The 11,518-nt window shown below is 62.7% G+C and carries 11 protein-coding genes; 3 read left to right on the top strand and 8 right to left on the bottom strand.

Annotated elements, in window-relative coordinates; all coding sequences use genetic code 11:
* Nucleotides 1-17: 17 nt before the first annotated feature.
* The 7 genes from ACQ4W7_RS11310 to ACQ4W7_RS11280 all read right to left on the bottom strand — a co-directional run bounded on the left by ACQ4W7_RS11310 (nt 18) and on the right by ACQ4W7_RS11280 (nt 6,674).
* Nucleotides 18-896 carry an STM4011 family radical SAM protein gene (locus ACQ4W7_RS11310; RefSeq protein ID WP_436530503.1) on the bottom strand — a complete coding sequence of 293 codons (879 nt, stop codon included), beginning with the start codon at nt 894-896 and terminating at the stop codon, nt 18-20.
* A complete protein-coding gene (locus ACQ4W7_RS11305; RefSeq protein WP_436530501.1) occupies nt 890-2,269 on the bottom strand; it encodes an STM4012 family radical SAM protein in 1,380 nt (459 codons plus the stop codon). The genes ACQ4W7_RS11310 and ACQ4W7_RS11305 overlap by 7 nt, the downstream gene beginning before the upstream one ends.
* On the bottom strand, nt 2,266-3,108 hold the full coding sequence (locus tag ACQ4W7_RS11300) for an STM4013/SEN3800 family hydrolase (protein WP_436530499.1): 843 nt from the start codon (nt 3,106-3,108) through the stop codon (nt 2,266-2,268). Before ACQ4W7_RS11300 ends, ACQ4W7_RS11305 begins: the two co-directional genes overlap by 4 nt.
* Nucleotides 3,101-4,201 (bottom strand): STM4014 family protein, encoded by a 1,101-nt coding sequence (locus ACQ4W7_RS11295; RefSeq protein WP_436530497.1) that lies wholly within the window; start codon nt 4,199-4,201, stop codon nt 3,101-3,103. The genes ACQ4W7_RS11300 and ACQ4W7_RS11295 overlap by 8 nt, the downstream gene beginning before the upstream one ends.
* A 29-nt stretch (nt 4,202-4,230) precedes the next feature.
* Nucleotides 4,231-5,157, bottom strand: coding sequence for an STM4015 family protein (locus ACQ4W7_RS11290; RefSeq protein WP_436530495.1), 927 nt, complete (start codon nt 5,155-5,157; stop codon nt 4,231-4,233).
* Between the two features lie 148 nt (nt 5,158-5,305).
* Entirely contained in the window at nt 5,306-5,917 is a 612-nt protein-coding gene (locus tag ACQ4W7_RS11285) for a hypothetical protein (protein WP_436530493.1), read from the bottom strand.
* A 181-nt stretch (nt 5,918-6,098) separates the two neighbouring features.
* Nucleotides 6,099-6,674 carry a helix-turn-helix domain-containing protein gene (locus tag ACQ4W7_RS11280; RefSeq protein WP_034751403.1) on the bottom strand — a complete coding sequence of 192 codons (576 nt, stop codon included), beginning with the start codon at nt 6,672-6,674 and terminating at the stop codon, nt 6,099-6,101.
* 220 nt (nt 6,675-6,894) lie between these two features.
* Here ACQ4W7_RS11280 and kbl point away from each other — a divergent pair, with 220 nt between their 5' ends.
* The 3 genes from kbl to ACQ4W7_RS11265 are packed head-to-tail and all read left to right on the top strand — an operon-like array spanning nt 6,895 to nt 10,565.
* The gene (kbl, locus tag ACQ4W7_RS11275; RefSeq protein WP_436530491.1) at nt 6,895-8,118 is read left to right on the top strand and encodes a glycine C-acetyltransferase; all 1,224 of its coding nucleotides are present in this window, start codon (nt 6,895-6,897) and stop codon (nt 8,116-8,118) included.
* Between the two features lie 20 nt (nt 8,119-8,138).
* The gene (locus ACQ4W7_RS11270) at nt 8,139-9,104 is read left to right on the top strand and encodes an NAD-dependent epimerase/dehydratase family protein (RefSeq protein WP_436530489.1); all 966 of its coding nucleotides are present in this window, start codon (nt 8,139-8,141) and stop codon (nt 9,102-9,104) included.
* 48 nt (nt 9,105-9,152) lie between these two features.
* Entirely contained in the window at nt 9,153-10,565 is a 1,413-nt protein-coding gene (locus tag ACQ4W7_RS11265; RefSeq protein WP_436530487.1) for an L-serine ammonia-lyase, read from the top strand.
* Between the two features lie 36 nt (nt 10,566-10,601).
* Here the strand turns inward: ACQ4W7_RS11265 and ACQ4W7_RS11260 are convergent, their stop codons facing one another.
* Entirely contained in the window at nt 10,602-11,342 is a 741-nt protein-coding gene (locus ACQ4W7_RS11260) for an AAA family ATPase (RefSeq protein WP_436530485.1), read from the bottom strand.
* Nucleotides 11,343-11,518 lie beyond the last annotated feature (176 nt).

The following is an 11,518-nucleotide window of genomic DNA, read 5'->3' as shown; positions in this document are numbered from 1 at the left end:
AGTTGGCCCGCGCTTTTTTACATCCCTTGCAAAGGCGCGATGCGCGCCAGCACGCCGTTTTCAAACGTGGTCAGAAACGGCAAATCCTTGCGTTGCGCATAACCGATATAGCAGTCGCACTTGAAGCGTGGGCAGGATTTTTCCTGCAGCAGGTCGGCCAGGTCGTCCGTGTACAAATTCCCCAGCCGCTCGGGCACGAAATGGCAGCGCGCCAGTTCGCCGTCGCCATCGACAGACAGCGACAGTTCGCCCGCCAGGCAAGGTTTGCCGCGCGAGGGAGACGGGCGGCGGTTTTGCGCGAACCACGGGTCAACGCCATCAAGCCATGCCAGGTCTTCCAGCGTGTAGTAGCCGGGACCACGGCGGTCGTAGGCGTTCAGCCACAGGTACACATGCGCCGGCAGGGCCGCGCGCAGGGCGCCGATGGCGTCCATGTGCTCGTTCATCGCCACGACGCCCACGGAATAGCGCACGCCCATGACGTCCAGGCGCGCGCAGCGTGCGAGAAAACGGGCCAGGGTGGTCTGGTCCGGGTGGTAGGTACACCACAGGCCGATCTTTTCCAGCCCGTCCAGGCTATCCAGCCAGCCTAAGGGGCCGGACAGATTCGTTTGCAGCGCCACCTGGCGCACGTGGGGCAGGCTGGCCAGGGTTTGCATGGCCGTGCGGTAGTGGCGCCGCACCAGCGCTTCGCCCCAGGGCGTAAACAGGATGCTGATAGGGCGCGTTTGGCGCACTATCCAATCTGTAAAGCGCGCCACTTCGCGCGCATCGCGGGCCAGCGCGGCGCGGCTGTCGCGCTTCTTGGCAAACGGACAGTAGCTGCAGGCGTAGTTGCAGCTCGATAGCGTACCCCGGTACAGCAGGGACAGCGTGTCTGTCACCGCTGTCAGCACGCCTGGCCGCCTTCGGCCATCAGCGCGCGCACCGTATCGGACGCCAGCCACGGACCGATGGTGTCGGCGTAGCTGTAGCCCCGGTCATTCAGGCGCAGCAGCGGGCCATCCTCTTGCACCAACTCCAGCGCATGCAGCTCGGCCAGCTGCGGCAAGTCTTCTTCGCAGCGCGTGCCGAAGCGTGCCGCGTAGGCGTCGCGGTCCAGACCCGGTTCGGTCAGCAGCGACTGGATCACGTAGCGGCGGCGCTGTTCTGCATCATCGAGCACATAGCCGTGTTCAGCCTGCGCAAAGCGCGCTTCATCCAGCGCGAGATATTGTTCGATGATGTTGATGGTGTCCGTGCGCGCCACCGCGTATTCGCTCGAATAATGCAGGCGCGAAGTGTAGGAGCGGGCGCCCGCACCCAGACCCACCATGCCGTCATTCTGGCAGCAGTACGAAGGCCCATTCTGTTCCGGCGCATGCGGCGCGCGGAACATGCGCATCGACACCTGCTCGTAGCCTTGCGCGCGCAAGTGGTCGCGCGCGGCCGCGTACAGGGCCAAACGGCTGTCGCCGTCGCGCGCCAGCATGATGGGATTGAGAGACGCCGCGCCCTGGCGGCGCGCCACCTTGCCGAGACCCGTTTGTTCGCGCACGTACAGCGGATACAGGTAGATTTCTTCGGGCGCGAAGGCCAGCGCGCTGTCGATGGAGGCCAGCAGGCTGGCGATGGTTTGCCCCGCGATGCCGTAGATCAGGTCCAGGTTCAGCGTGGGAAAGCCGGCTGCGCGTATCAGGCCGATGGCGTGATGCACGGTGGCGTTTTGCTGGGGGCGCGCCAGCGCGCGCATTTCTCCGGCGGCAAAGCTCTGGATGCCCAGGCTGACCCGGTCGATGCCGTGCGCGCGGCACACGGCCAGCCGTTCGGCCGTGATGGTTTCGGGCGACGCTTCAATACCGGCCGGCGTGTGCTGCAGGGCTATGCCGAGAATGTCGCGCGCGCCGCACAGCAGGGTGTCGAGCTGCGTGGGCGATAGATAGGTGGGCGTCCCGCCGCCCAGCGCGAAGCGGGCAAAGCGCCGCTCGCCCAGCGCGCCGTCCATGGCGCGCATCTGCACCAGCACTTGCTGCACATAGCGCTCGACCATGTCCGCGCTGGGGCGGGCCATGGCGAACAGGTTGCAAAAGCCGCAACGCATTTCGCAAAACGGGATGTGGATGTAGGCGAAGAGGGCGGAGCGGTCTTGCTGTGCCCACAGGGGCGCGAGGGGCGTCGCTTGCGGCAAGGCGCGGTAGGCCGCCTTGTGTGGGTACGAGTACGAATATGCCTGGTAGGGCGTGTGGCGCATGCGCTGCGCCAGGGTGGCAGCTTGTTCGGCTGGATTCACGGTGGGGACTCCTTGGGGGGTGTATCGGGGGCGAGGAAGAAGTGCGCATACGGCACGTTCCACACGCTGTCGTGGGCCACTCTGTGGCCCCGGTAGCCGTCTTCGCCATACGCGCTGCCGTGATCCGAGCAGACGATGGCAAACGTGGGCGCGCGCGCGGCGCAGGCGGCAAACAGGGGCGCCAGCGCGCTGTCCACGTAGCGCAGGGCCGCCGCATGGCTGTCCAGGTTGTCGGCGCGGCAGCCGGGCAGGTAGGCGCGGTTCGGCGTGTGCAGGGCGGCCACGTTGATGAATAAAAAGGTGCGCTGCGCGCCGTCTGCCAGGCGGGCTATGGCCAGCGCCACCTGCTGTTGCGTCGAGTGGCGGCTGGCCACGCCCATGCCGGCGCTCCAGTGGCTTTCCTGGAACAGCGACGGCAGCACCGTGCCCAGCGCCGTCTGTTTATTAAAGAAACCCACGCCGCCGATGCAGAGGGTGCGGTAGCCGCGCGCGGCCAGCGCGGCGGGTAGATCCGCTTCCTCAAACGCAAACGTGTGCGGCGAGGTCGTCTCGCTGCCCGCGAAAGCGCTGGCGAACAGGCGCGGATGGCGTCCCGGCGCGGCCGGCGTGGGCAAAAAGCCCGCGAAGAAGGCCTGGTGCGCAGCATAGGTAAATGTGGCGGGCGAGTGGCGCCGTTCCCAGCCTCCCGGTGGCAGCAAGCGGCCCAGCACGGGCAATTCGCCTGCTTCATACAGCGCTTGCGCCACGTCATAGCGCAGGGTGTCGAGCGTGATGAAGACGATGTCGTGGCTGCCCACGATGGCGTGCATGTCGGGGATGGTCGGTATTTCTTTAAGCATGATGCGTGAAATGGGCCAGTTGCGCCGTGTAGGTGTCCGCGCCTTGCCAGAGCAAACCTGGCAGCAGGTCGCCGAAGGCATTCGCTTCGAGCACGCGGGCCTGGCCCCGGCGCACCACGAGGTCGTAGCCCGTCACGTGGCTGGCCGGGAAAGCGCGCGCGGCCAGGGCGGCGGTTTCCTCCAGTGCCTGCATATCGGCAGCGAGCAGCAGGCCGGACGCGTCGCCACGCCGATTGTCGAGGTGCAGATTGGTCATCATCTGGTCGCCGATGCGCGCCACCCGGTGCGCGGGCTGGCCCGCCAGGGTCACCACGCGCAGGTCGTAGTGGCTGTCGCCGCAGCGCGGCTTGTTCAGCCATGCTTCCGCGTACAGCTGTTGCGCGGCCAGCGCATCGATGAGAGCCGCGATGTCGGCCGCTGCCTCGTAGCGTGTCATGCGCTTGACATTGAACAAACGTGTCTGGCAGTCCGCCCGCGATAAGGCGGCCGAGGTGGTGGCTTGCTGGCGGCCCGTCCGGTTGCACCGGTAAGCGACGACGCCGGAGGCGGACGAGCCGTAGCGCGGTTTCAGGTACACGCGGTCGAGCTCATGCTCATGCAGCAGCGACTGCAAATGGTCGTAGCTCTCCACGGCCCCTAGCAAGGCAGGTATGGGCACGCCGTGCGCGGCCAGGTGGCGCTGGCACGCCAGTTTGTCCGTCATGAGGCTGATTTCGGCCGGCGCATTGACCACGCGCGCCTGCGGCAGGGGCGCCAGTTGGGAGGCCATTGACTGCATGGCAGAGGTAAAACCGGCAAACCAGGCATCCATGGCCAGCAGTTCGCCATGCGCGGGCGCATCGACCAGCGGACGGTCCAGCAGCCGGCAGCCTGCCTGCAGCAACAGCAGGTGGGCGGCGGGATCGTCGCCGGGCGGTTCGATCTTGAACAAACAGGGTTGGCGCAATGCCTCCTCCAGTAGCGCCGGCTGCGCCAGCCAGTCGCGCCATTCCAGTACTTGCGCGGGCGGCAGGCGCAGTTGCGCGCGCGCCGCCTGCATCAGGCGCACGCGCTTGCTGCCGAAGGTGGACAGCACGGTGAGAGGCGTTGGCAAAGGATAAAGCTCCGCTTACTGGCCCACGATTACTCGCCCACGGCCACGTAGCGGTAGCTTTCGCCGTCGTCTTCATCGGCTTCTTGCGGATCGTCCAACACCACCTCGAAGGCCAGCGCCTTCAGCCTGGCCTGGTTTTCTTCGGAGATGTAGTGGTGCGACAGGTCCAGGCGCTTCAACTTGCCCAGCTGCGTGTGATTGAGCACGGCCACGGCGCCCAGGTCGCCGATGGTGCCCAGCGACAGGTCGAGGGTGTCGAGCTGCGCCACCAGCGGTTCTTGCGCCAGCCAGACGGCCAGGTCGTCGGCGATTTCCGCGTCGCGCAAGCCCAGGTAGCGCAGGGTCGGCACGGTCAGTTGCGCCAGCACCTTGCGGTACAGGTCCACGTCGCCGGAAAAGCCATAGTCGTCCGTGCCCAGCCACAGTTCCAGGTGTTCCAGTTGCGGCATGCTCGATTGCGCCAGCGCCTCGGCGATCTTTTGATCGAGGCCGCCCGCTTCGATGGTGAACCGACGCAGGTGCTGGTGCGCGAACGGTTCGATGACGAGTTCATTGCCGCCGCGGATGCGCAGCTCTTCCAGCTGCGGGAATGCGTCCAGCAAGGGCTTGTAGCTGCCTTGCACGATCCACGAGATTTCGCATTCCTCGTACGTCATGTCGCCGATGAACAGGGCGCGCAAATTGGGCAGCTGCGGCGCCTGGGCGATCAGCGCGGCGATCACCTCGTCCGCGCCCGATTCATACGGATCGCCCCACATGCCGATGATCAGCGCTGCGAGCGCGTTCCTGTCGGCCTTGTCCAGGAAGCCGTTGATCAGCTCGTCCATCTTGCGCTTGTCGTCGTATTCAAGCGACAGGCGGTAGACGATCTCCTGCGACGGGTCGAACGGCAGGTCAGGGTCGTACTGAACGACTTTTTTATTGTGGAAGGTGGTGGTGCTATCGGAAATGGTCATGAATAGGCTTTCAATGAGGAGAAATGCGTTTGCCGCACGTGTCGTCGCTCGCCACAAGGCAAATGTGGGGAATGTGAAATGCTAACATAGTGTATTTGACAAAACCCATGGCTTTCAATCGTGCGCACGAAGCAGGGTAAGGCAAGTCCTAATTGCGCCCGGATGCGCCGGCGAATGGTGCGGCGAGGAACGCCATCATGAGCAGGGAGTAGATGTATCGATAGTGGATGGGAATGGCACTGATGAGCGCGCATACCTTTTCTACATTAAATTCGCCATAAATCAGTATCAGCAAGGGGAGGCTGGCGGCGGTCATCAGCCATAGCAAGTAGCCAGCCAGCTTGAATGCGAACCGTTCGCGTGTGAATAGTTCGTTTGCGAGGAAGAATAATAAGATCAAGGCCAGGGTGACGGCAACGGTTGGCAAGGTTTCGCCATTAAATGACTTGTCGGCGACGGCCAAAGCTGCCTGCGAGCCCAGCAGGGTAAGCGTGACAAACCATGGCGCGCGTTTCTTCATGCTTTTGAGCAGATCAGCGTGGCGCTGGTTGATCGCCTGTATTTCGCGCATGATAAATGTCCAGAGCCTGTCAATAAGATAGATGCAGATACTGGCACTGATGACGATGGCGAGTACCGCGAGACAGACCTGAAGCAGCAGTAAGAGCCAGGTGGATGCCAGCAGTGCTCCCAGATTGATGACAGCAAGAAGTAGCGAAGCGGAGATAGACAAAAAACCAAGCGCGACGATGAACGTCATGAGACGTTTGAATTGATCTTCTCGCATGTGGCATTCGCTTTATGGGGCAAGTTATAGAATATAGAACCACGCAAAAATGTGCTGGTCTTTAAATTATGAAGGTGTCAAGCCTTGGTGCTTTGCTTCATATCAAACGCATGCGCGAAAGTCGCGGCGACGCCGGAATGCATGACCGGATCCGTTAGCGGTGTATTACCACCAGCAGCGCCTTGCCCTCGGTTTTTCCCAAATTGCGGATGGTATGCGGCTGGTCCGCCGGGTAGCGGGCCGTGCCGCCATTCTTGACCTTTTTCTTCGCCGTACCCACTTCCAGCTCCAGGTTCCCGTGGATCACTGTCAAATGCTCGGTGGTGCCCGGATCGTGCGGCTGCGACGCCAGTTCGCCGCCCGGCGCCAGGGTCACTTCATACCATTCGTATTTGCCCGCCAGTTCCATCGGCCCCAGGATGCGCAGCACGTAGCCCGCGTGGTCGCCGGGCAGGGTGGGGGTTTCGTGGGCGTCCGTGATGCGGATGGTTTCCACGGCTTTTTCCGCGCTGGAGAGCAATTCGCCGATCTGCACGCCCAGGGCGTTGGCCAGGCGCCAGGTGATGGCGATGGTGGGATTGGCTTTTTCGCGCTCGATTTGCGACAGCATGGACTTCGAGACGCCCGCGATGCGCGACAAATCCTCCAGTGTCAGGCCACGCGCAAGGCGCAGCCGTTGCAGGGTGGCACCCACTTCAGGGGGGGAATTGGTCGAAACGCTGGTTTTCATCGGCAGGTAGCTTGCAAAGTTCAATAGGCTTGGGTAATATCCACTATATTGAATTTTAGTTCGAAATAGTGGATTTTGAGGATAAACACGGAAACGTGTAGACTTCAAACAGCGTTTCACGGTACAGCATACTGCGCGCACCGGTCAAGCGGCCGCTTTCCCTATGGCGGCTGAGGTCACCCGGATACCACACATACAACAGGGACACACAAGGATCATCATGAGCGAGCAAGCGAAGAACACCTTTTTCAGCGGTCTGCAACAGAATCTCGATCAACTGCGCCAGCAGGGCTTGTACAAGTCCGAGCGCGTGATCGCCTCGCGCCAGGGCGCCGAAGTGGTGTGCGACGATGGCCGTACCCTGATCAATATGTGTGCGAATAACTATCTGGGCCTGTCCGGTGACTTGCAGACGCAGGAAGCGTCCATTGCCGCCACGCAAAAATACGGCTACGGCCTGTCTTCCGTGCGCTTCATCTGCGGCACGCAAACCGTGCACAAGGAGCTGGAACAGGCGATTTCCGCTTTTCTGGGCACCGCAGACACGATCCTGTACGCGGCCGCATTCGACGCCAACGGCGGCGTGTTCGAGCCCCTGTTCGATGAAAACGACGCCATCATCTCGGACGCGCTGAACCACGCTTCCATCATCGACGGCATCCGCCTGTGCAAGGCTGGCCGCTACCGCTATGCGCACAACGACATGGCCGACCTGGAAGTGCAGCTGCAAGCGGCGACTGCCGCCGGCAAGCGCCATAAAGTCATCGTCACCGATGGCGTGTTCTCGATGGATGGCACCATAGCGCAGTTGGACAAGATCTGCGACCTGGCCGACCAGTACGGCGCGCTGGTGATGATCGACGAATGCCACGCTTCCGGCTTCATGGGCGCAACGGGCCGCGGCACGCACGAACACCACAATGTGATGGGCCGCATCGACATCATCACGGGCACCCTGGGCAAGGCCCTGGGCGGCGCCATGGGCGGCTTTACCTCGGCGCGCAAGGAAGTCATCGACACCCTGCGCCAGAAATCGCGCCCTTATCTGTTCTCCAACACCCTGGCGCCATCGATTGCCGGCGCTTCGCTGTCGGTACTGGAACGCTTGGCCAAGTCGACGGAACTGCGCGACCGCCTGCATGACAATACGGCTTTCTTCCGCAGCGAGATCGAGCGCATCGGCTTCACCATCAAGCCGGGTACCCATCCTGTCGTGCCGGTGATGCTGTTCGACGCTCCCGTGGCGCAGAAATTCGCCGCCCGCCTGTATGAACTGGGCGTGCTGGTGACGGGTTTCTTTTACCCGGTCGTGCCGATGGGCCAGGCGCGTGTCCGCGTGCAGCTGTCGGCCGCGCATACGCGCGAACAGCTGGTGCAAGTGCTGGCTGCGTTCGAGCAGGCGGGCAAGGAACTCGGTTTGCTGACCACTACCACCACTAACTAATAAGAATTCAGGAAAATAGCATGGAACGCATCTTAGTCATCGGCGCAAACGGCCAAATCGGTAGTGAGTTGGTAGGCGCACTGGCGCAGCAGCACGGCGCGGACAACGTCATCGCCAGCGATATCGGCACGAATAACCTGTACCAGGCCAAGCGCTATGCGCAATTGAACGTGCTGGACAAGGACGGCCTGGCGACCATCATCGCCGACGAAGACATCACCCAGGTGTACCAGCTGGCAGCCATGCTGTCGGCCACGGGCGAGGCGGCACCGTTGAAGGCGTGGAGCCTGAACATGGATGGCTTGCTGAATATTCTGGAATTGGCGCGTGTACGGGGCGAAGCGGGTAAATCTTTGCGCATCTTCTGGCCATCGTCGATCGCCGCCTTCGGCCCGAACACGCCGCAGGTCAACACCCCGCAAATGACGGTGATGGACCCGACCTCGATGTACGGCATCAGCAAGCTGGCCGGCGAGCGCCTGTGCGAGTATTACTTCAACAAATATGGCGTGGACGTGCGCAGCATCCGCTACCCGGGCATCATCAGCTACAAATCGCCTCCGGGCGGCGGCACCACCGATTACGCCATCGCCATCTTCCATGCGGCCTTGCGCGGCGAACGCTATGACTGCTTCCTCGATGCGAACACCACCTTGCCGATGATTTACATGCCCGACGCGATCCGCGCCACCATCGAACTGATGGACGCGCCGGCGGCATCGATCAAGATCCGTTCTTCGTACAATGTGGCGGGCGTGTCGTTCAACCCCGAGCAGCTGGCGAAAGCCATCGTGCACATGGTGCCCGACTTCAAGATCAGCTACAAGCCGGACAGCCGCCAGGCCATCGCCGACAGCTGGCCGCAAAGCCTGGACGACAGCAAGGCCAGTGCGGACTGGGGCTGGAAGGCGCAGATCGGCGTCGAGCAGATGGTCACCGACATGCTGGCCAATGTCGATGCGGGGCAGGCTGCGCAGGCTGCCTGAAGTACGAACCCGCTTTCATAAAAACATACTAATATAAAGAGACACTACATGGATATGAGCGTATTTGACCTGTTCAAGATCGGCATCGGGCCGTCGAGTTCCCACACGGTGGGGCCGATGGCGGCGGCGCGGCGTTTTCTGGTCGAATACGGTCCGCTGGACCAGGTAGTGGGCGTCGAGGCGGCCCTGTATGGCTCGTTGGCGCTGACGGGCGTGGGCCATGCCACTGACAAGGCCGTCATTCTGGGCTTGATGGGTGAAACGCCGCAGGACGTGGCGCCCGATGCCGTCGACAGCAAGCTGGCCGCCATCGAGACGGCCGGTGAAATCGCGTTGCTGGGCATGCACGTGGTGCCGTTTACGGCCGCCACCGGCTTGATCTGGCACAAGAGCGAGTCGCTGCCCGAGCACCCGAACGGCATGCGCTTTACCCTGAAAATGGCGGACGGCAGCCGGGTCGACAAGGTGTATTACTCGATCGGCGGCGGTTTTATCCGCGAAGCCGGAGAAGCTCAAACCTCGGCGCAGGCCGAAGCGTCGTTGGAATCGGCCGCCAGCGCAAGAGTCGTCTTCCCGTTCGACACCATGGAGCAGTTGCTGGCGCATGGCGTGGAAAGCGGCCTGTCGATCCCGGAAATGCTGCGCGCCAACGAGTGTGTCAAGCGCAGCGACGCGGAACTCAATGAAGGACTGGACCGTATCTGGCATGTCATGCGCGACTGCATCGCGCACGGCCTGGAAACGACGGGCAACCTGCCGGGCGGCTTGAACGTGAAGCGCCGCGCCGCGAAATTATGGCGCTTGGCGCAGGAGGCGAAGGCGTCGGACAACCGCGCCAACGACTTGCCGCACGACGCCGTGCACCTGGTCAGCCTGTACGCGATGGCCGTCAACGAAGAAAACGCGGCCGGCGGGCGCGTGGTGACGGCGCCGACCAACGGCGCCGCCGGCATTATCCCGGCCGTGCTGCGCTACTACGCGCAGGATTGCCGCCCCAGCGACCCGGCCGGCGGCGTGCGCCGCTTCATGCTGACGGCAGCCGCCATCGGCATGCTGTGCAAGCGCAATGCCTCGATCTCGGGCGCCGAAGTGGGCTGCCAGGGCGAAGTGGGCGTGGCGTGCGCCATGGCGGCGGCCGGCCTGGTGGCGGCCCTGGGCGGCACGAATGAACAGATCGAGAACGCGGCCGAAATCGGCATCGAGCACCACCTGGGCATGACGTGCGACCCCATCGGCGGCCTGGTGCAGATCCCGTGCATCGAGCGTAACGGCATGGGCGCCGTGAAAGCGATTACGGCCGCCTCGCTGGCGCTGAAGGGTGACGGCACGCACTTCGTCAGCCTCGACGAAGTCATCGAAACCATGCGCCAGACGGGCGCGGACATGCAGGACAAGTACAAGGAAACGTCCTTGGGCGGGCTGGCCGTGCACGTGATCACTGTCAACCACGCCGCTTGTTGAGGGCGTCCCGGGCGTTGATGTCAAGACGGAATCGCCTTAGTCCTCCTCAAACAACTGCTCCAGCCTCCTGGGGTAGTTATTCAAGAAGTCGCGTGTCACGGCATAGTGTTCCGTGTCCTCGTACGCCACTTCGTGGATGCCGCCGCCCGTAAACATCAGGATTTTCGCGTTCGGGTAGGCTAGCAGTATCGGCGAGTGGGTGGCGATGATCAGCTGCGAGTCGTCCTGCACCAGCTGGTGGATCACCGACAGGGCCGCCATCTGGCGGCTGGGCGACAGCGCCGCCTCGGGCTCGTCCAACAGATACAAGCCCTTGCCGCGCAGCTTGTTGATCAAGGTCGCCATGAACGCTTCGCCGTGCGATTGCGCGTGCAGCGACTTGCCACCGTAGCTGGCCAGGTATTCAGGCATGTCGTCCATGTAGGTGGCGACGTTGAAAAAGCTTTCGGCGCGCAGGAAATAGCTGTCCTCGGGCTTCTTGTAGCTCTTGCTCAGGCGCAGATGCGCGTGCAAGCCCGATTCCTCGTCCGACGGCAGGGCGATGCGCACGTTGCGCGTGCCGCCATCCTTGCCGAATCCCAGCGCCACGGCCAGCGCTTCGAGCATGGTCGACTTGCCGCTGCCATTCTCGCCCACGAAAAAAGTCACGTCGCGGTGGAAGTCCATCTGCATGAAGTCGCGGATGGCGGGGATGGTGAACGGATAGTGGTCCAGGTCGACGACAGCGTCGGGGCGCAGCGCGGCGCTTTGCAAATACGGTTTTTTACTGATCGGCATGGCCGGTTTTCGACTCCATGGTTTTCGACTCCGTTAATGGTTACATCAAGGGACACTCAGCACAGTGTGGCGCAAATCGGCGGCGCACGCCAGTGCATACGCCTGCGATGTTCGCCTGGCTTGATCTCATGCCATTATGGCTTGTTTGATAACACTCAAGCTCTCCAATTGTCACA

The sequence above is a fragment of the Janthinobacterium algoris genome, from assembly GCF_051380935.1.
GTDB lineage: Bacteria > Pseudomonadota > Gammaproteobacteria > Burkholderiales > Burkholderiaceae_D > Janthinobacterium.
This window is presented reverse-complemented; position numbering and strand designations above follow the sequence as displayed.